The 19,820-nt window shown below is 72.9% G+C and carries 18 protein-coding genes; 11 read left to right on the top strand and 7 right to left on the bottom strand.

Annotated features, from left to right (window positions below; genetic code table 11):
• The coding region (locus tag EBO15_RS30175; protein ID WP_147481719.1) for a DUF1266 domain-containing protein at positions 1 to 983 on the top strand (983 nt) is incomplete at its 5' end.
• Positions 984 to 1,030: 47 nt separating this feature from the next.
• Here the strand turns inward: EBO15_RS30175 and add are convergent.
• Entirely contained in the window at positions 1,031 to 2,071 is a 1,041-nt protein-coding gene (add, locus tag EBO15_RS30170) for an adenosine deaminase (RefSeq protein ID WP_122197857.1), read from the bottom strand.
• A gap of 72 nt (positions 2,072 to 2,143) precedes the next feature.
• On the opposite strand from add, the gene EBO15_RS30165 reads away from it, so the two are divergent.
• Positions 2,144 to 3,115 carry a helix-turn-helix transcriptional regulator gene (locus tag EBO15_RS30165; protein ID WP_325051945.1) on the top strand — a complete coding sequence of 324 codons (972 nt, stop codon included), beginning with the start codon at positions 2,144 to 2,146 and terminating at the stop codon, positions 3,113 to 3,115.
• Here the strand turns inward: EBO15_RS30165 and EBO15_RS30160 are convergent.
• Together EBO15_RS30160 and EBO15_RS30155 are read right to left on the bottom strand one after the other, a co-directional pair.
• A complete protein-coding gene (locus EBO15_RS30160) occupies positions 3,106 to 4,026 on the bottom strand; it encodes an SDR family oxidoreductase (protein ID WP_122197863.1) in 921 nt (306 codons plus the stop codon). The two genes, EBO15_RS30165 and EBO15_RS30160, sit on opposite strands and share 10 nt — an antisense overlap.
• A 36-nt stretch (positions 4,027 to 4,062) precedes the next feature.
• Positions 4,063 to 6,276: an anthranilate synthase component I gene (locus EBO15_RS30155; RefSeq protein WP_233616530.1), complete on the bottom strand. Its 2,214-nt coding sequence runs from the start codon at positions 6,274 to 6,276 to the stop codon at positions 4,063 to 4,065.
• 326 nt (positions 6,277 to 6,602) lie between these two features.
• Here EBO15_RS30155 and EBO15_RS30150 point away from each other — a divergent pair, with 326 nt between their 5' ends.
• The 4 genes from EBO15_RS30150 (at position 6,603) to mctP (ending at position 9,972) form a co-directional block, all read left to right on the top strand.
• Positions 6,603 to 7,175 carry a VOC family protein gene (locus EBO15_RS30150; protein WP_122197854.1) on the top strand — a complete coding sequence of 191 codons (573 nt, stop codon included), beginning with the start codon at positions 6,603 to 6,605 and terminating at the stop codon, positions 7,173 to 7,175.
• Between the two features lie 62 nt (positions 7,176 to 7,237).
• The gene (locus EBO15_RS30145) at positions 7,238 to 7,885 is read left to right on the top strand and encodes a carboxymuconolactone decarboxylase family protein (RefSeq protein ID WP_122197853.1); all 648 of its coding nucleotides are present in this window, start codon (positions 7,238 to 7,240) and stop codon (positions 7,883 to 7,885) included.
• A 219-nt stretch (positions 7,886 to 8,104) separates the two neighbouring features.
• Positions 8,105 to 8,368 (top strand): DUF3311 domain-containing protein, encoded by a 264-nt coding sequence (locus EBO15_RS46300; protein WP_233616529.1) that lies wholly within the window; start codon positions 8,105 to 8,107, stop codon positions 8,366 to 8,368.
• Between the two features lie 8 nt (positions 8,369 to 8,376).
• Positions 8,377 to 9,972, top strand: a complete 1,596-nt coding sequence (gene mctP / locus EBO15_RS30135; RefSeq protein ID WP_122197862.1) for a monocarboxylate uptake permease MctP — start codon at positions 8,377 to 8,379, stop codon at positions 9,970 to 9,972.
• A gap of 150 nt (positions 9,973 to 10,122) precedes the next feature.
• On the opposite strand, the gene EBO15_RS30130 is transcribed toward mctP, so the two are convergent.
• Complete coding sequence (locus tag EBO15_RS30130; RefSeq protein ID WP_122197851.1) at positions 10,123 to 10,467, bottom strand: DUF6285 domain-containing protein; 345 nt, start codon at positions 10,465 to 10,467, stop codon at positions 10,123 to 10,125.
• 49 nt (positions 10,468 to 10,516) lie between these two features.
• Here EBO15_RS30130 and EBO15_RS30125 point away from each other — a divergent pair, with 49 nt between their 5' ends.
• The 4 genes from EBO15_RS30125 (at position 10,517) to EBO15_RS30110 (ending at position 16,002) form a co-directional block, all read left to right on the top strand.
• Positions 10,517 to 11,707 carry an acyl-CoA dehydrogenase family protein gene (locus tag EBO15_RS30125; RefSeq protein ID WP_122197850.1) on the top strand — a complete coding sequence of 397 codons (1,191 nt, stop codon included), beginning with the start codon at positions 10,517 to 10,519 and terminating at the stop codon, positions 11,705 to 11,707.
• 159 nt (positions 11,708 to 11,866) lie between these two features.
• Positions 11,867 to 14,683, top strand: a complete 2,817-nt coding sequence (locus tag EBO15_RS30120; protein WP_122197849.1) for a family 20 glycosylhydrolase — start codon at positions 11,867 to 11,869, stop codon at positions 14,681 to 14,683.
• 172 nt (positions 14,684 to 14,855) lie between these two features.
• The gene (locus EBO15_RS30115) at positions 14,856 to 15,368 is read left to right on the top strand and encodes a hypothetical protein (protein WP_147481718.1); all 513 of its coding nucleotides are present in this window, start codon (positions 14,856 to 14,858) and stop codon (positions 15,366 to 15,368) included.
• A gap of 22 nt (positions 15,369 to 15,390) precedes the next feature.
• Entirely contained in the window at positions 15,391 to 16,002 is a 612-nt protein-coding gene (locus EBO15_RS30110; RefSeq protein ID WP_122197847.1) for a class F sortase, read from the top strand.
• Positions 16,003 to 16,037: 35 nt separating this feature from the next.
• Here EBO15_RS30110 and EBO15_RS30105 read toward each other — a convergent pair whose 3' ends face one another.
• Complete coding sequence (locus tag EBO15_RS30105) at positions 16,038 to 17,012, bottom strand: phosphotransferase family protein (RefSeq protein ID WP_122197846.1); 975 nt, start codon at positions 17,010 to 17,012, stop codon at positions 16,038 to 16,040.
• 56 nt (positions 17,013 to 17,068) lie between these two features.
• Positions 17,069 to 17,698, bottom strand: coding sequence for a TetR family transcriptional regulator (locus EBO15_RS30100; RefSeq protein ID WP_122197845.1), 630 nt, complete (start codon positions 17,696 to 17,698; stop codon positions 17,069 to 17,071).
• 177 nt (positions 17,699 to 17,875) lie between these two features.
• Between EBO15_RS30100 and EBO15_RS30095 the strand changes: the two genes are divergently transcribed.
• Complete coding sequence (locus EBO15_RS30095; protein ID WP_122197844.1) at positions 17,876 to 18,388, top strand: acyl-CoA thioesterase; 513 nt, start codon at positions 17,876 to 17,878, stop codon at positions 18,386 to 18,388.
• Between the two features lie 115 nt (positions 18,389 to 18,503).
• Here EBO15_RS30095 and EBO15_RS30090 read toward each other — a convergent pair whose 3' ends face one another.
• Positions 18,504 to 19,748 carry an RICIN domain-containing protein gene (locus EBO15_RS30090; protein ID WP_147481717.1) on the bottom strand — a complete coding sequence of 415 codons (1,245 nt, stop codon included), beginning with the start codon at positions 19,746 to 19,748 and terminating at the stop codon, positions 18,504 to 18,506.
• Between the last annotated feature and the right edge of the window lie 72 nt (positions 19,749 to 19,820).

Here is a 19,820-nt window from a genome sequence, read left to right as displayed (position 1 = left end):
TGGCGGCGGTGGCCGCCGAGGTGCTGGCGAACGCGGGCATCCCCGACGAGGCGGCGCGCCGGGCGTGGTCGGCGATGACGGCGTTCCAGGCGCTCGGGGACGGGCCGCGCGCGGAGAAGGCGGGCGTGCACGCGGGGCGGCTGATCCTGCGGGACGCGGGCCGCGACGCGACGGGCCCGCTGCGCGACCTGCTGGGGCAGCTCGCCCCGGGCGGGGAGGGGCACCGGCGGGTGGCGGAGATGCTGGCCGAGGCGGAGAACCGCCCGGACCGGGACCACGACGTCCTGATCACCGATCCGGAGGCGCCCGCGTGGGGGAAGCTCGCGCACGCGCTGGCGGTGGGCGCGCACCTGGCGGTCGGGAACGGCACGCCGTGGAACAGCCTCGCCGACCCGGACGGCCCGGAGGAGAACCGCGAGCTGCTCGCCCGCGACTGGAGCGTGACCGATCCGGACAGCTGGCGGGAGCAGATCGACAAGCTGCTGGACGCCGAGAACAGCGACCCGGCGATCCAGGTCGTCCTGGACTGCCGGCAGCCGTCGCCGGAGGCGTGGTCGCGGGAGATCCACCGCTGGTGCGGGGAGCGGGACATCTCCCGCGAGACGACCGAGGCGCTGGACGAGCTGTCCGGGCAGGTCCGGCGGTACGAGGAGCGGTTCCGCGCGGACGGCCTGCTGCGTCCGCACGGCCAGGTGACCAGCGTGTACGGGTACGACTTCGGCCGGGCGGTGAACATGGCCCGGTGGGGTCTCAACGCCGGGTTCTGCGACGTCGAGACCGCCCGGGACTGCGCGCTGACCGCCGGGTACCGCGCGTACCGCACCTACGACTCCTGGGAGGAGTTCTCGGCCGCCTACGTCCTCGGCCGGATGCTGCGGTTCGACGACGGCGAGTTCGGCGACTGGTACCTGCGGTCCCTGGAGGGGCACCGCATCCTGACGACCGACCCGGCCAGCCCGTGGCGGCGGATGGCCTGGGGCTAGCCGCCACCCGCCTTCCCGCCGCCCGCGGCAAACGCCGCCCGGGGCCGCTAGGACGTGTGGGACGCCGTGACGGCGTCGATCTCGTCCAGGATCGCCTTCTGGTCGACGGCGTCCAGGCAGGACGCCGTGACGCCGTTGCGGGCGAGCCCGGCGAGCTCGGCCGGGCCGAGGCCGAACACGTCGGCGGCGACGCGGTACTCGCCGGTGAGGGTGGTGTCGAACATGGGCGGGTCGTCGCTGTTGAGGGTGACGAACAGGCCCTCCTCCAGCAGCCGCGGCAGCGGGTGGGACGCGAGGTCGGGGACCTGGCCGGTGCGGACGTTGGAGGTCGGGCAGACCTCCAGGGGGATCTGCCGCTCGCGCAGGACCTCGACCAGCCTCGGGTCGGCGAGGCAGTTGATGCCGTGCCCGATGCGCTCGGCGCCGTAGTGGTCCAGGCACTCCCAGATCGTCTCGGGGCCGGTCATCTCGCCGCCGTGCGGGAGGCTGCGCAGCCCGGCGGCGCGGGCGCGGGCGAACGCGTCACGGAAGGCGTCCCGGTTCGGGGGGCGGAACTCCTCCCCGCCGCCGATGCCGAACCCGACCAGCGCGTCCGGCGCGTACCGGACGGCGTGCTCGACGGTGCCGAGGGCGCCCTCGGCGCCGTTCTCGGCGGGGATGTCGAAGATGTAGGCGAGCCGGACGCCGTGCTCGCTCTGGGCGCGGCGGGCGGCGTCGTTGAGGGCCTCGGTGATCGCGGGCATCGGCATGCCGACGCGCTGGTGGCTGAACGGCGTGACGGTCAGCTCGAAGTAGCGGACGTTCTGCGCGGACAGGTCCCGGGCCGCGCCGAGGACGAGCGTCGCGACGTCCTCGGGGGTGCGGACGAGGTCGGACACCGCCAGGTAGACGTTGGCGAAGTCGGTGAAGTTGCGGAAGGTGTAGAAGGCGTCGAGCTCGGCCTCGGTCGTCGGGACGGAGCCGTCCGGGTGCCGGTTGGCCAGTTCCAGGACGGTCGGCACCGACGCCGAGCCGACGAGGTGGACGTGCAGCTCCACCTTCGGCAGCGCGTCGATGAACGCGTGAACGGGGGTGTTCTCGGTCAGCATGTCGGCGAACGTAACAGCGCCTCGGGGGCCGGGACCATGATCTACACCGCTATCTGCCACGAACTTGTCAGAATGGTGGATGTGCGCGCTTCCCGGCTGATCTCCCTGGTCCTGCTCCTCCAGTCGCGCGGCGAGATGACCGCCGCGGACCTGGCCGCCGAGCTGGAGGTGTCCGAGCGGACCGTGTACCGCGACGTCGAGGCGCTGTCGGCCGCCGGGGTGCCGGTGTACGCGGACCGGGGCCCTGGCGGCGGGTACCGGCTCGTCGGCGGCTACCGGACGCGGCTGACCGGCCTGACCCGCGAGGAGGCGGAGGCGCTGTTCCTGGCGGGCCTGCGTGGCCCGGCCGGGGACATGGGCCTGGCGGACGCGGTCGCCACGGCCGAGCTGAAGGTCCGGGCGGCGCTCCCGCCGGTGCTCCAGGACGCGCCGCTGCGCGCGGGCCAGCGGTTCCACCTGGACGCGCCTGGCTGGTTCGGCGACCCGTCGCCGCCCGCCCCGCTGCGCGACCTGGCCCGCGCGGTCTGGACGGACGAGCGGGTCGAGATCCGGTACCGCCGCGGGCGGGAGGTCGTCCGGGAGGTCGAGCCGTACGGGCTGGTGCTGAAGAACGGCGGCTGGTACCTGGTGGCGCGGGTCGGGGACGGCCACCGCACCTACCGGGTGGACCGGATCACCGGCGTCCGGCCGCTGGGCGGGCACTTCGCCCGGGACGAGGGGTTCGACCTGGCCGGGTTCTGGCGGGAGAGCACGGCGGCGTTCCTGCGCGGGATGCTGCGGGACGAGGTGACCGTCCGGCTCAGCCCCGGCGGGCTGCGCTCCCTGAGGTTCCATCTGGGCGAGGAGGCCGCCGCGCACGCCCGCGAGGCGTCCGCGCCACCGGGCGAGGACGGCTGGGTCACGGTCGTGCTGCCCGTCGAGTCGGCGGACGTGGCGTTCTCCCAGCTGCTCGGCCTCGGCCCCGACGTCGAGGTGCTCGCGCCGGCGGGGCTGCGCGCCCGGATGGCCGAGGCCACCGGGCGCGCGGCGGACCTCTACCGGTAGTCCTCGGGGTTCCCCGGGTCCTCACCGTCACGCAGCTTGCGGATGTAGGGCCACACGTCCGGACGGCTGCCGTCCACGTCGGTGAAGCCGTACTCCTTGGCCAGGAAGCCGCTGTCGAGCGACCGGCCGTTCCAGCGCGCCCGGTCCGGGTCGGCCGCCAGGGACGCGACGCCCCGCCCGACGTAGGCCGGGGTCTCCGACACTCCGAAGGCCGGGTCCTTCTCGGCCTGGACGCGCCAGTTCTCCTCGGTCACGCCGAAGTGGTCCAGCATCGCCTCGGACCGCAGGAATCCGGGCGAGACCGAGACCGCCGTCCCGCCGAGCGGGCCGATCTCGTGCGCCTGCGCGGTCGCGAGCCGGATCACCGACCACTTCGCCAGGTCGAAGAACGGGCCGCACTCGGCCCGGTAGACCGCGTTGAAGTCGGCCGTGCCGTCGGTGAGCTCGACGACCAGGCCGCCGGGGTTGCGGGTGAGCAGCGGCAGCGCCGCGTGGCTGGTGATCAGGTGGGTGTCGACCGCGAGCCGCAGCAGGCGCAGCCCGTCGTCGAGGTTCTGCTCCCACAGCCGCTTGCCGAACTCGAAGAGGTGGTCGCCGCCCCACACGTCGTTGACCAGGACGTCCAGGCGTCCGCGTTCGGCGTCGATCCGCCGCACCAGGGCCTGGACCCGCGCGGGGTCGAGGTGGTCGACCTTGACCGCGATGCCCTCGCCGCCCGCGGCGGTGACGCGCTCGGCGGTCTCCTCGATCGTCTCCGGACGGTCCATCTCGGACCGCCCGGCGCGGGTCGACCGGCCCGTCACGTACACGGTCGCGCCCAGCGCGCCGAGCTCGGTCGCGATGCCGCGGCCCGCGCCGCGCGTCCCGCCCGCCACCAAAGCGATCTTTCCTGCCAGTGATTTCGTCGTCATGACCTCCACGCTGGCAGGAAAGACTGACAGCCTTCGTCAGGAATTGCGGGCGAGTCGCAGGGCGTTCGCCACGATCCGGTGCCCGGCCCGGCCCTGCGCGGTCAGGATCGACTCCGGGTGGAACTGGACGGCCCAGCGCCGCCGCTCCGGGTCCTCGACGGCCATGACCACGTCGCCGAGCAGCGCCGTCACCTGGAAGCCGCCCTTCACCCGGTCCGGCGTGGCGTGCAGGGAGTGGTAGCGGGCGGCGGTGAACGTGCCGGGCAGACCGTCGAACAGCTTCCCGCCGGTCACCTCCACGCCGCCGGGCTTGCCGTGCGCGGGCTCGGGCAGGAGCGCCAGCTCGCCGCCCGCGTGCTCGACCATCGCCTGGAGGCCGAGGCACACGCCGAACGCGGGCAGGCGGCGCGCGTCCAGCTCGTCCAGCAGCGCCGACATCGCGAAGTCCGCCGGACGGCCCGGACCGGGCGACAGCACCACTAGGTCGGGAGCGTGCTCGTCCAGCAGGCTCGGGGGGAAGCCGTGCCGCAGCGTCACCACGTCCGCGCCCTGCTGCCGGAAGTAGTCGGCGAGGGTGTTGACGAACGAGTCCTCGTGGTCGACGAGCAGCACCTTCATGCCCTCACCCGCCCCCTCCGGCGCGTCCCCGGCGACGTCCCCGCCAATGGGCTCGCCGGAGGGCCCGGCCTGCGCGCCCGCGCCCTCGGACGCGGCGAGCGCCCGCAGCAGCGCGCTCGCCTTGAGGTGCGTCTCGCGCTCCTCCTCGTCCGGGTCCGAGTCGTAGAGAAGGGTCGCGCCCGCCCGGACGGTCGCGACGCCGTCGCGGATCTGCGCGGTGCGCAGCGTCAGGCCGGTGTTCATCGACCCGTCGAAGCCGACGAACCCGACCGCGCCGCCGTACCAGCGGCGCGGCGCGTCCTCATGGTCCTCGATGAACTGCATCGCCCACGTCTTCGGCGCGCCCGTGACCGTCACCGCCCACATGTGGGTGAGGAACGCGTCGAGGGCGTCGAAGCCGGGGCGCAGCCGCCCCTCGATGTGGTCGACGGTGTGGATCAGCCGCGAGTACAGCTCGATCTGCCGCCGCCCGAGCACCTTCACGCTGCCCGGGACGCAGATCCGCGACTTGTCGTTGCGGTCCACGTCGGTGCACATCGTCAGCTCCGACTCGTCCTTGGCGGACGCCAGGATCGTGCGGATCTGCTCGGCGTCCTCCAGGGCGTCCCCGCCGCGCCGGATCGTCCCGGCGATCGGGCAGGTCTCGACCCGGTCGCCGCCCACCCGGACGAACATCTCCGGGGACGCGCCGACCAGGAACTCGCCGTCCCCGAGGTTGAACATGAACTCGTACGGCGCGGGGTTGGTCTCGCGGAGCCGCTCGAAGAACGCCGCCGGGTCGGTGCACCGCCCGTGCATGGCGTGGCCGGGCGTGACCTCGAACAGGTCACCGCGGACGAACTTGTCCTTGGCGTCCCGCACCATCTGCGCGTACACGCCGGGGACGGGCTGCGGCGGGAGCTCGGCGGCGCCCCGCGCCGGGGCCGGCCCCGTCAGGCGCGGAAGGCCGTCGGTGGACGCGCCGTCCACGGTGAACTCGTACGACAGCCGGTGGGACGTCTCGCGCTTGCGGTCGACGACGACCATCTCGTCGGCGAGGTGCAGGACCAGGTCGCGCTGGTCGGCCGGGCGCTCGAGGCGGGTGCGCAGCGGCTCGAACTGGAGCGACAGGTCGTAGCCGAACGCCCCGTACAGGCCGAGGTGCGGGTCGTCGCAGCGGAACAGGTCGACCACCGCGCGCAGGGCCGAGAACACGGTCGGCTGGCGGCTGCGCTGCTCCTCGGTGAAGAACGCGCCGGTCGGCGGGACGAACACCTCGACCAGGTCGCCGGTCCGCGCGCGGGTCTCGCCCGTCCCGGCCACGGCGGACGCGACGGCGGGCAGCAGCACCCGCCCGCGGTCGTTCAGGGCGCGGGCGGTGACCGTCCGGCCGCGCGCGACGAGCTCCAGACAGGGGTCGACGTAGGCCATGTGCCAGCGGCTGTAGCGGCCGGGATACTCCATGCCGGAGCTGAGCACGCCGCCGCGCCGCTCCCCCACGGCGGCGACGAGCGTGTTGAGCACGCCGGACTTGCGCGCGGAGTCGACCGGCGCGGCCACGCGGCGCACCCGTATTCCCCCGGCGGTCTCGAACTCGCTGGTCAGAGGCTTCTGCTGGACGGTCTCCACCGCGGTGGCCCCTCGTCTGATCAAGGCCCCGCACCGCCGGCACGCGAAAGGCGACCGCCGGTGAGGGGCGATCGCCTGGTCGTCGAACGTGCGAATACCGGCGCCGCCTCAGCGGCGCCACCACCACTGGCGGTGGGTGTCGGTTCGCATGCGCCGAGCGTACCCGCTGCCGCGCCGCCCCCGCCACGCCCTGCCCGATTCACCCCGGAACGCCCCGCGGGTCGGCCGCCCGGCCGGGAGTCCGGCCCGGATCCGCGCGGATCATGAACCGAACGGGGTTCTGCCCGGCCGCCGTTCCTGGCAGGATGAGCAGAAAGGGGTCACTTACCGACACTGCGCGGGAGGACCGCATGACCTCCACCGGAACCGGCCGCACCAACACCGAGTTCGAGCTGCGCGGGGTGAACCACCTGGCGCTGGTGTGCCGCGACATGAAGCGGACCGTGGACTTCTACCAGGGCGTCCTCGGCATGCCGCTGATCAAGACGATCGACCTGCCCATGGGCTGGGGCCAGCACTTCTTCTTCGACTGCGGCGGCGGGAACGCGCTGGCGTTCTTCTGGTTCCCCGACGCGCCCGAGGCGGTGCCCGGCGTGACGGCGCCCAAGGGCCTGCCCGACCGGGGCGAGCTGCTGTCGGCGGTCGGCTCGATGAATCACATCGCCTTCGACGTCCCGCCGGAGCGGATCGAGGAGTACCGGGACCGGCTGATCGCCAAGGGCGTCGACGTCGGCGTCCTGCTGAACCACGACGACAGCGAGTTCGGCGTCGCCAAGGACGTCCACGACGGCGTGTTCGTCCGCTCGATCTACTTCAAGGACCCCGACGGCGTCCTGGTCGAGTTCGCCTGCTGGCTGCGTGAGCTGGACCGCCCCGAGGACGTCCGGCACGAGCCGAGGACCGCCGCCGACCGCACCGTCTGACCCATCCCGTCCCCGCCGCCGCCCCGTCCGTCGCCGCCGCCGCCGCCCGAAGGAGAACGCCGATGCCCCGACTCCGCCAGGTCCCCCGCGCCGAACTCGAGGCCAGGGACGACAGGCTCGCCCTCTTCTTCTACGACCGGCTCTTCGGCGAGGACTCCGACCCGACCGAGGGCCGGGGGACGGCGACCGGGTCGCCCGGGGACTGGTGGACGACGTTCGCGCTCGACCAGGCGATCTTCAAGCACTGCGTCAAGGGCTTCGAGGTCTACCGGGGCGTCCGGCTGGACCCCGTCCTGCGCGAGCTGGGGCAGACGCGGGCCGGGTGGGCGCGCGGCAGCCAGTTCGTGTTCTCGCAGCACTGCAAGCAGATGCGGGCGCTCGGCGTCCCGGACGAGAAGGTCCGGGCTGTCGCCTGCTGGGAGGTCTCGGACCTGTTCGACGAGCTGGAGCGGGCGGTCCTCGCCTACGCCGACGCCCTCGTCCTCAACGGCGGCCGCGTCCACGACGAGGTGTTCGCGACCCTCAAGAAGCACCTCCCGGACGAGCAGATCCTCGAACTCACCTACGTGACCTGCCTGTACGAGATGCACGCGACGATGGCGCGGGCGCTGCGCGTCGAGTACGACGACCGGGACGACCCGATCGTCGAGGTGCCCGCGCCGGACGGCTACGGCACCCGCGACATCGCCGACGACTTCACCGGCGCCTGATCCCCGCCCCCTCCCCGAGGCACGGGCCCGCGCCCGGCCCTCGCGCATGACCGGCCGTTTCACATGCTGGAACGCTCCACGCACTCGTGCCGCGCCCGAGACCGGACCGTAATCGGACAACCAGTAGTCTTCCGGGCACCCACCCCAGGCCAGGGACCGTCTCACATAGTGGACGTCCTGGTCGGCCGCGAACGCGTCACGTGCGCGAGGAGGATCCCCTTGTCCCCGCAGGACCCACCCCCCGAACCCCCCAAGGCGAGCGCCCCCGTCCCCCGGCGCCGCTCGGACCACCACCCCCTCAACTGGCTGCTCGTCGTCCCGGTCGTCGTCCCCCTGCTGACCGTGCTGTTCAACCACGACGGGCCCCGGATCGGCGGGTTCCCGGCGTTCTACTGGATGCAGTTCGCGTTCATCCCGCTCGGCGTGCTCTGCACGGCGATCGTCTACCAGGCGGCCAAGCGCCGGAAGGGGGATGACCGGTGAAGGACCACATGACCGAGTTCGTCGTCTTCGCGGTGCTGTTCGTGCTGGTCAGCGGCATGGGCTTCGTCGCGGCGCGGTGGCGGCGGCCGCAGACCATGGACAGCCTGGACGAGTGGGGCCTCGGCGGCCGCTCGTTCGGCAGCTGGATCACCTGGTTCCTGATCGGCGGCGACCTGTACACCGCCTACACCTTCGTCGCCGTCCCGGCGCTGGTGTTCGGCGCGGGCGCGGCCGGCTTCTACGCCGTCCCGTACACGATCGTGGTGTACCCGCTGGTGTTCCTGGTCCTGATCCGGCTCTGGTCGGTGTCGCACCGGCACGGGTTCGTCACCCCGGCGGACTTCGTCCGGGCCCGGTTCGGCTCCCCCACCCTCGCGGCCGTCATCGCGGTCACCGGCATCGTCGCGACGATGCCGTACATCGCGCTGCAGCTGGTCGGCATCGAGTCGGTGCTGAAGGCGATGGGCGTGAACGGGCACTGGCCGATCCTCATCGCGTTCGCGATCCTGGCGGCCTACACCTACCAGTCGGGGCTGCGCGCCCCGGCGCTGATCGCCTTCGTCAAGGACGCGCTGATCTACATCGTGATCATCGTGGCCGTGCTGTACATCCCGTCGAAGGTCGGCGGCTGGGGCAACATCTTCGACACGGCGCAGGCCAAGTTCGCCAAGACGCCCGCGCCGAGCGACGGCGTCCTGCTGGACGGCACGAACCAGCTGAACTACGCGATGCTCGCGCTGGGCTCGGCGCTGGCGCTGTTCCTCTACCCGCACAGCATCACCGGCGTCCTGGCCAGCAAGAACCGGGACGTCATCAAGCGGAACATGGCGGCGCTGCCGGCCTACAGCTTCGTCCTCGGCCTGATCGCGCTGCTCGGCTACATGGCGATCGCGGCCGGCGTGAAGCCGCTGTCGTCCGGCGGCAAGCCGGACACCAACACGGTCGTCCCGGTGCTGTTCGACAAGATGTTCCCGGACTGGTTCGCGGGCGTGGCGTTCGCGGCGGTCGGGATCGGCGCGCTGGTCCCGGCGGCGATCATGTCGATCGCGGCGGCGAACCTGTTCACCCGCAACATCTACAAGGAGTTCTGGCGCAAGGACGCGACCGACAAGGAGGAGGCGGTCGTCTCCAAGCTGGTCTCGCTGGTCGTCAAGGTCGGCGCGGTCGTCTGCATCCTGGCGCTGGACCCGGAGTTCTCCATCGACCTCCAGCTGATCGGCGGCGTCATCATCCTGCAGACGCTCCCGTCGGTGGGCCTCGGCCTGGTGACCGGCTGGTTCCACCGGGGCGGGCTGATCGCGGGCTGGCTGGCGGGCATGGCGGCCGGCCTGTGGATGCTGTACGAGATCCCGAACGTGGCCAAGGGCAAGGCGCACTTCGGGGGCTCGGCCTACAAGCTGAGCGACCTCGGCCTGGACACCAGGATGACGGTGTACGTCGGCATCCTGGCGCTGCTGGTGAACCTCGTCGTGGCCGTCGCGGTCTCGCTGGTCCTGAAGGCCACGGGCCTGAAGGACGGCGAGGACGTCACCACGCCGGAGGACTACACCGCCGACGAGGACGACCCGAAGGTGCACGAGCCGGCGGTCGCCTCCAGCACGTGATCCCGCCGTCCCGGTCCGTCGCGTGACCGCGGAACCCGGCCCGGCCCTCGCTCCCGGGGGCCGGGCCGTCCGCGTTCCCGGGGCCGGCCGCCCTGTCCGGGATCGCCCTTCCGGGATCGGCCGTCTTCCGGGGGCGATCGTCTTCGGGGTTCAGTCGTCGAGGTGGCGGGGGTCGGCGACGGCGAGTTTGTCGCGGACCATCGCGGTCAGCGCGTCCTTGAGCTCGGCGTGGCGGTCGTCGAGCGCGCCGTCGCGGATCGCGGCGGCGAGGGCGGCGTCGTCGGGGAAGCCCAGGTCGCGGAGCCGGGCGCGGTGGCGTTCGGCCTGGCCGGGGCCGAGGTCCAGTTCACGTTCGACGATGCCGAGGACGTTGATCGCGACGAGGGCGTGGAAGCGGGTCCGGCCGGAGAGGGCGCCGAGGACGTCGCGTTCGAGGAACTCGCGGACGGCCGCGACGAGTTCGCCGGGTCCGGGGGCGTCGTGCGGCGGGGGCATCGCGTGTCTCCTCCTCCTGGGACAGAATGCGATTCTAGGAGGTGGTCGGATGAGCTTCGAGGTTCCCGCGTCGGTGCGTCCCGTCCGTGACGCCGTGCACGCCTTCATGACCGAACGGGTCGAGCCCGCCGAACCCGCGCTGGGACGCGGCGGCGACGAGGCCCGCGAGACGATGGCCCGGTTGCAGGGGGAGGCCAAGGCCGAGGGCCTGTGGGCGCTCGGGCACCCCCGGGAGCTGGGCGGGGGCGGGCTGCCGTTCCTCGACTACGTGTACGTCAACGAGGTGCAGGGACGCAGCGAGTACGGGCAGGTCGCGCTCGGCACGCTCACGCTCCAGGACTCCCTGATGCTGCACCGGCACGCCAGCGGGGCGCAGCGCGAGCGGTTCCTGAAGCCGCTGGTGCAGGGCGAGATCTGGCCGAGCTTCGCGATGACCGAGCCGGGCGTGTCCAGCTCCGACCCGACGCAGATCACCACGGCCGCGACACTGGAGGACGGCGCGTGGGTGATCCGCGGCCGCAAGTGGTTCACCACCTACGCCGACCGCGCCGCCTACACGACCGTGATGTGCCGCACCGAGCCGGACGCGCCGCCGCACCGCGCGTTCAGCATGATCCTCGTCCCGACGGACACGCCGGGGTACACGATCGTCCGCGACACCCCCGTCCTCGGCCTCGACGGCGGGCACTGCGAGGTGCTGTACGACGAGGTCCGGGTGCCGCGCGAGAACCTGCTCGGCGAGCGCGGGCACGGGTTCGTCATCGCGCAGGAGCGGCTCGGGCCGGGCCGGATCTTCCACTGCATGCGCTTCCTCGGGCAGGCGCAGCGCGCGTTCGACCTGATGTGCGAGCGGCTGAACTCCCGGACGGCGTTCGGCGGCCCCCTGGCGGACAAGCAGCTGATGCAGCAGCACGTCTTCGACTCCTACGCCGAGATCCAGTCGGCGCGGATGCTGACCCTGCACGCCGCGCACCGGATCGACCAGGGCGACCAGGCGCGGGTCGAGATCGGCGTGGTCAAGGTGGTCGCGGCGCGGATGCTGAACGCGGTCGTCGACCGCGCGATCCAGGTGCACGGGGCGCAGGGCCTCACCCCCGACACCCCGCTGGACGCGATGTACCGGCACGCCCGCGCGGGCCGCGTCTTCGACGGCCCGGACGAGGTGCACGTCACGACCACGGCGCGGCGGCTGCTGCGCGAGTACGGCGAGGGCCGCGGCTGGGAGTTCGCGCTCCGCTGACCCGGGGACGGCCTCGCCGCGGGACCGCCGGGGCGGGGTCAACCTCGTGGTGCTGTCCGGTAGCGGACGGAGGGCCGGGCCTGCGGGTTCCGGGCTGGCCGGATCAGGGCGCCCGGAGGCCGCCGGGAGACGGCAAATAGACAGGTTACTTTCCTGTTCATGTCGCAGCCAGCCCTGAGAAGACCGCCCAAGACGGCGGTGCTCGTCCCGGTCGCCGCGTTGACGGCCGCCGGGGCGGCGGTGCTCGCGCCCGCGCCCGCGTCCGCCGCCTGCCACCCGGACCCGCGCGCACTCCAGATGACGTTCCAGCCGGTCGACCACACGGTCACCGACGCCGTCTACTTCCGCGCCCGGCTCACCCTGGACGACCGCGACCGCCGGTGCGGTCTCGGGTCGTCCGGGTGGGCCATGTACTTCACCTCCGTCCGGCAGCCCGCGGCCGTGCTGTCCGGGACGCCCGGCGACATCGGCCGCAGGCAGCTCGCCGACCAGGGGCTCAGCGTCGCGCGCGCCGACAGGGCGCAGAGCGGCGACTTCTACGTCCTGAAGCCGACCGCGGCGTTCACGCCCGTCAAGCCCGGCGAGCGCCGCCAGATCGATTTCAATATGGAGCTGTGGGCCGTCCAGAAGACCGACGCCCCGGCCGGATGGAGCATCTCCTACGACGGCGGCACGCCGCACTGGATGCCCGCCAAGGCCCTGCTCGACCCGACCGACCCGAAGCAGACCAAGGCGTTCAGCGGCGACGCCCGCCCGGTGCAGGACGCCGCGCGCCGGTACGCCGACAACACCGAGACGAAGGTGCCGCTGACGCTCCAGCAGAGCATCCTGCCGCAGCCGCTGTCGGCGAAGGCGTCCGGCGGGACGGTCGCCGTCGGCGGCGGCTCGGACGTCCGCGCGCCGGGGAACCTGCGGGGCGAGGCCGCGTACCTGCGGTCCGCGCTCGGCGACGTCACCCGCGCCCAGGGCGCGCCGATCACGCTGCGCACCGACCCGAGGCTGGACGTCGACCACGACGGCAAGCCGGACGCCGAGGGCTACACGCTCACGTCCACGGCGTCCGGCGTGGAGATCGTCGGGACGGACGCGGCCGGGGTGCTGCACGGCGTCCAGACGCTGCGGCAGCTCGTCCCGGCCAAGGCGTACCGGGACGCCGCCGCCGGGCACGGGGGCGGCGCGGTCCAGGTGCCCCGCGCGGCGATCGCGGACGCGCCGCTGTTCCCGTACCGCGGCATGGCCATCGACGTCTCCCGCCACTTCGAGAGCGGGCCGACGATCGAGAAGTTCCTGGACCTGATGTCGTTCACGAAGCTGAACAAGCTGCACCTGCGCCTCACCGACGACGAGGGCTGGCGGATCCAGATCCCGGGGCTGCCGGAGCTGACCGGCTTCGGCGCGCACCGCGCGTTCGACCCGGCCGAGACCGGCGCCCTGCACGAGGGCATGGGCTCGGTGAACGACCTCGGCGGCGGCGACGGCATCGCGGGCAAGGCCCGGAACCAGACGGAGGCGAACCTCGGCCGTCCCCCGGCGTACCAGGGGTACGAGCCGGACGTGCTGAACTTCGTCGGCAAGGGCAGCGGCTCCTACTCGGTGGCCGACTTCCAGGCGATCCTGCGGTACGCCAAGGCCCGGCACATCGAGGTGATCCCCGAGTTCGACTTCCCCGCGCACGCGCGGGCGGCCGTCCAGGCGATGGAACGCCGCTACAAGGACACGGGCGACGCCACGTACCGGATGCTCGACCCGAACGACACGTCCCACCACGTCAGCGTGCAGGGCTACACCGACAACATGGCGAACCCGTGCGTGCCGGGCACCTACCGGTTCCTGACCAAGGTCGTCGGAGAGGTCAAGAAGATCTACGCGGGGGCGGGCGCGCCGCTCGGCCGCATCAGCCTCGGCGGGGACGAGCCGCCCGGCGCGCCCGACACCTGGTGGTCCGGCTCGCCCGCGTGCAAGAGCAACCCCGAGACCGCGGGCAAGGACGGCAACGCGCTCAAGAACCTGTTCTTCGGCAAGTGGAACGACATCGCGCGGACGGCCGCTCCCGAGACGTCCGGCTGGGAGGACATCACCGACCCGACCACCTCCTTCCGCCTCAAGGGCTTCACGCCGCTGCCGTGGCAGAACGTGTGGGGCTGGGGACGCGAGGACTGGGCCTACCGGTTCGCGAACGAGGGCACGCCGGTGATCCTGGCGCACGCCACGAACCTGTACATGGACCTCGCCTACAACAAGGACCCGGACGAGCCCGGCTACTACTGGGCCGAGTACGTCGACGAGAAGTCCACGTTCACCTACCAGCCGTTCGACGTGTACGCGAACGCCACCGAGGACCGCTGGGGCAACCCGATCACGCCGAATCCGGCCTGGACGAGGCTGACCCCTGAGGGACGCAGGAACATCCTCGGCATGGAGGCGCAGCTGTTCGGCGAGAACGGCATGACGCCGCAGCTGCGCGAGTACCAGGCGTTCCCGAAGCTGCTCGGCGTGGCCGAGCGGGCGTGGAACCGCGCCACCCCGACGTCCGCGCAGATGCCCGCCGCGTGGAACGTCTTCAGCAACACGCTCGGGCAGGTCACCTTCCCGCTGCTGTCGTCGTACCGTCCGGTCGGGCTGCCGGGCGCCGGGGTGAACTACCGGATCCCGCTGCCCGGCGGGAAGATCGACGGCGGGACGCTCAGCGCCAACGTCCGGGACCCGGGCCTGGCGGTCGAGTACTCCACGGACGGTGTCCGGTGGCAGGGGTACCCGGGGCCCGTCCATGTCGGCCCGTCCGCGCTCACCCGCACGCGCGCGGTGGACGGCCGGACGAGCCGGATCTCCCCCGTCGGCGTCCCGAACTGGAAGCCGGGCGACTCCTACGGGCGGGGCGCGCTGGTGTCCTACCAGGGTGAGCTGTTCCGGGCGCTGCGTCCGGGCACCGGCCAGGCGCCGGACGTCTCCCCCGCCTCCTGGCGGCTGATCCAGTAGGCCCTTCGGCCCTCGGTGGGCAAGGGCGGGTGCCCCGGCCGGTCATGGCGGCCGGGGCACTCGGTAAAGAAATCACCGGTCCCCCCTTGTGACGGGCACGTGCCGGGAAGACCGGACGTGAGCGGAGAATCACTCCATGTCACCGCATGTTTCGGGGGGAACCGTGCACATCGTGACCGCCCGCCACACCGTCGCCCGTGTTGTGATCGCCTGTTCGGCGCTCGGCGGGACGGCCCTGACCTGCGGCCCAGCCCTGGCCGACGACCTGGACGTGTCGCCGGCCGTCGCCAGGCCGGGCCAGTCGATCACCGTGTCCGGCGGCTGCCGGACCAGCGACCGGTACGTGAACATCACCGGCGCGGCGCACGGCCGGGGGGTGGTCAACGACGGCTGGTTCAGCGTCTCGGCCACGCCGACCAGGGACCGCGCGGGCCGCTACTCGATCACCGCGAAGTGCATCACGTCCAACTACTCGCAGGAGGGCGCGTTCCGGATCGGCACGCGCCACCCGGAACGGGAACGGCGGGAGGACCACCGGCCGCACGGCGGGGCGATGACCGGCGGGGGCGGGACACAGGGGCCGGACGTCCCGTGGACCGGCCTCGGCCTGACGCTGCTCGTCGGGGCGACCGGGATCGGCGCGGTCTCGCTGCTGCGGACGCGCGTCACGCGCGACCGGATCTGACCGGCCCGCGGGACGCCGCCGCATGACCGGGCGCGCCTACCTCGTCGCCGGGGGCCTGGCCGTCCTCGGCGCCGTCGCGATCGGCCACGGCGTCCGCGCGCGGCCCGAGCCCGCGCACTACCGCGATCTCGGCGGGCCGCGGGCGCTCTGGAGCATCCCGGACGGCGCCGACCTGCCCGCCGCGGCGCCCGAGCGCGTCGAGATCCCGGACGCGGGCGTCCGGGCGCCGGTGATGCCCGTCGGCCAGAACCGCGACGGGACCGTCCAGGTGCCGCCCTTCCGGGCCGCCGGGCGCGTCGGCTGGTACCGGGGCGGGCCGGTGCCGGGCGAGCGCGGCCCGGCGGTGCTGCTCGGCCACTACGACGACCGGAGCGGCCCGGCCGCCTTCTACCGGCTGCACAGGGTGCGGCCGGGCGCGGTCGTGAGGGTCCGGCGCTCCGACGGCCGGACGGCCCTGTTCACCGTGGACGCCACCGAACAAGTGCCCAAATGGGACTTTCCGGGCAGCCGGGTCTACGGGGACGTCCACTACGCCGGACTCCGCCTGGTCACCTGCGGCGGCCCCTACGACCGCGACGAGCACTCCTACCGCGACAACCTCATCGTCTACGCCCACCTCACCGGCTCCACCTGACCCGCTCCGCCTAGCCCGTTCGCCCCGGTCGGGGCTCATGCGCCGGGCAGCATCCGGAGCAGGTCCCTTTCGTTCTCCGCGACGCGGCGGCCGAGCGCGGCCAATTCCACGGAGCGCTCGGCGCCGCTCCGGTGCCGCTCGGCCTGGACGGCGCACAGGATCCCCCAGCGGGCCGTCCCGAACATCTCCCACCAGCGCAGCGCGTCCCGGTCCACGGGCCCGCCGCCCGCGCGCTCGTAGCCGGACACCAGGTCGTCGTACCCGCCGAACCCGCCGACCGGGGCCTCCGAGCCGAACCGCCACGCCCGCACGCACAGCCACCCGAGGTCCTCCAGTGGGTCGCCCAGATGCGCCAGCTCCCAGTCCAGGACGGCACGGACCCCGTCCGGCCCGACGATCAGGTTCCCGTTCCGGAAGTCGCCGTGCACCACGACCGGCGGACGCGCCGGAGGCCGGTTCCGCCCGAGCCACCGCAGCGCGAACTCCAGCGCCGGATACGGCTCGGGCAGCGCCGCGAGGATCCCCTGCCACGCGTCGAGCTGGTCGCCGCCGTCCAGGCCGGGCACGTCCCCCGCCGGGACGCGCTGGACCGCCGCGAGGATCTCCCCGCACCTGGCCGCGAGCCGGGGAAGGACGTCCGCGAGCGCCGGGTCGCGCAGGATCCGGCGCGGGATCGTCTCCCCCACGATCCGCTCCATCACGACGAACTCGACACCGAGCGGGCCGTCCGCGCCGTCCGCCGCGAGCACCTCGGGACCGGGCACGCCGGCCCGCGCCCCGGCCCGCATCAGCGCCGCCTCCCGCACGAGCGGGATGCTCGCGGACGCGCCGGGCGTCCCCAGCCGCAGGATCAGCGGGGCCACCGCCCCGTCGGCCGCGACGGCCTCGAACCCGCAGGTCACCCGGGACGCCCCGCCCCCGCCGCGGCTCAGCCCCCGCACCCGGACACCGGGCCCGAACCGTTCTTCCAGCACCTCGCCCAGGGGAACGGCCAGCCGCTCAAGGTCCATGCCGCCCATCCTGACAGAGGCCCCCGCGCGAGCAGAGGCCCCGAGATGCCCGACGGTCAGTCCTCCAGGACGCGGCCGCCGGACGCGGCGGGCAGCCCGCCGAGGATGAGGTCGGCGAGGCTGTCGACGACGACCTGCCGGGGCACCTCGTCGGTGTGGTCGAGCCACCAGTCGCCCGCCGTCTGCACCATCCCGACGACCGCGTGCCCCCACACGTAGGCGCGGACCGGGTCGTCCAGCTCGCCGTCGGCGACCATCACCTCGGCCAGCGCCCGGCCCAGCTCGCGGATCATCGTGCTCATCGCGCTGTGCGTCGCGGCGTCCTCGGCGCTGGCGCGGTGCATCAGGAACCGGTAGAGGTTCAGGTTCGCCGAGACCATCGTCAGGTACGTGTCGATCGTGGTGCGGGTGCGGTCGCGCACCGGGACGGCGCGGGAGAACTCGGCGCGGACGCCCTCGATGAGCTTGCGCGCGTGCCGTTCGGCGAGCGCCTGGTACAGGCCGCTCTTGTCGCCGAAGTGGCGGTACAGGATGGGCTTGCTGATCCCGGCCTCGGCGGCGATGGCGGCCATCGACGCCTCCGGTCCCTCGCGCTGGATCACCCGGTCGGCGGCCTCCAGCAGCGCGCGCCGCCGCCCGGGGTCGCGCCCCGTCCCCCGCCCCGAAATCCCGTCAACCCTGGTCATCGTGCGGCCACCCTACGGCACGTAGGCAACCCCCGCCCGCCCGGCGAGCCGGGAACGTGTACCCATGTCCGCGACACACGAAACATCAGGTGATCGACTCCTTGCTCTGCGTGCACCACGGCCATAGTTTCGGGGCGATCCCTCCACCGTCTGCCGAAAATCAAGAGGTGAACCGCAATGCCGGCGGAACCGTCCAGCGTCAGCGTGCTCCAGCGCGTCGAACTGTGCGACACCGACGTCACCGGGCACTACCACCACTCGACGGTGATCCGGTGGGTCGAGTCGGCCGAGCAGACGCTGCTGCACCGGCTCGGCCTGGACCACCTTCCCGTCATGCCGCGGGTCAACTACACCGCCAGCTACCGCCGCCGCCTGTGGCGGCACGAGGTGGTCGAGACCCTCCTCCGGGTCGAGCGGCTGGGCCGCACCTCCCTCAGCTACGAGTTCGAGGTGCGCAGCGGCGACGACGGCCCCTGCGTCGACGGCTCGCTCACCGTCGTCAAGGTCGCCCCCTTCACCGGCGAACCGCTGGTGTGGGAGCACGAGGAGCGCGAGCTGCTCCTCCGGTCGGGCAACCAGGAAGGCGACTTCCTGCGCCCGGGCGGCCAGCTCGTCCCCGCCGACGGCGACCCGAGCACCCTCCCGATGCCCCGTCCCGCCGGAGACCACTGGGGCATCGGCTTCGGCTGATCCCCCGCCCCCGGCGAACCCCGAGAAAGGAGCCACCCCGCAACGGCCGGTGCCCCACCAGGGAGCACCGGCCGTCCCATGTCCCGGGCCGCCGCCGGCCGGGCGTTCTCCGTTCTCAGGACTCGGGGTGGATGTGGAAGTACTCGTTGTCCTGCCACTGGAACCAGTACTGCCCGACCTGGGCGCCGGCGGAATGGCTGTTGCCGAGGATGTTCAGGTACATGCCGGTGGAGTGGTCCTCGATCCGGTAGCGGTCCGGCTCGCCGCGGTACGGGTGGCTGAGGTTGAAGTTCTGCGTGTCCTGGTACCAGTGCTCCGTCTCGGGTTCCCCGTTGGTGGCGTGGCACTGCCAGACGTTGTTGTAGCTGCCCACGGTCGAGTTCAGGCCGTTGTCCACGTCCAGGCACCAGTCGCCGAGATCGCTCAGCAGGCGGTAGTTGCGCGGGCCGGGCTCCGGTCCGAGGAAGCGGAGCTGCCAGCGCTGGTTGGTGCCGCCGTGGTCGGGGTAGACGCCCACGTGCGCGCCGTTGGACGCCGTCCCGCCGAGGACGTCCAGCACCCCGCCGTTGCTGTCGCTGCTGATCGACACGCTCGGGTAGACGTTGGACGCGGCCTGGAAGGACGAGAACCCGACCGGCCAGTGGTCGCTGCCCTGGTTCCGCAGCACCGACGCCTGCCAGTTCTCGGTGTAGACGTTGGAGACCATGTAGTCCAGCTCGCCGCCGGACTGCTGGGTCGCCTGCCCGGCGTTGTAGAGGTAGGACCCGCCGGGCCGGGCGAACGTCCCGGGCGCGCGGTTGAAGTCGCCCATCACGGCCCACTGGTAGCCGCGCGAGTTCGCCCAGTCCGCGGCGCGCCGCACGAGGGTCGCCGCGTCCCCGCCGCCGCTGGCGGACGCGTGCGCCGAGGCGAACATCGTGTTGGTGGTGTGGTTGACGACCGCGAGCATCGGCCGGTAGACGCTGTTGACGACCGCGATGTCATCGGCCCGCCAGGTCGTCGCCATGCCGAGGTTCCGCGACCCGGTGGTCAGGATGTACAGGTAGACCACGCGGCCCCGGCCGCCCTCCTGCCAGCGGTACTCGCTCAGCGCCCCCAGCCTGCGCCCGGTGAACACGGCGGCCGTGGGCGGGATGTTCGGCACCTCCTGCAACGCGACCACGTCGTGCAGGTTCATCAGGTTGTACACCCCGGCCCAGCGGTCCCGTCCGACCTGGATGTTCCAGGTCGCGGGCCGGTGCGTGTCGCCGGGGTTCTGCTGCGCGCGCGCCTTCTCCGCGACCGCGGACGCCAGGCCCAGCGCCAGGAGCACGGCGGCGAGCAGCGCGACGATCCGGCGCGGCCCCACGAGAGCTCTCACCTTCACCTCCAGTGAAACGGACACTCGAGCGGACGGGGGTCATGGTCACCGCCGAACAGGTGACCCGCCGAC

The organism is Actinomadura harenae, assembly GCF_003696215.1.
GTDB classification, from domain to species: domain Bacteria; phylum Actinomycetota; class Actinomycetes; order Streptosporangiales; family Streptosporangiaceae; genus Spirillospora; species Spirillospora harenae.
The sequence above is the reverse complement of the archived record's forward strand: the minus strand, read 5'-3'. Positions and strand labels throughout refer to the sequence as shown.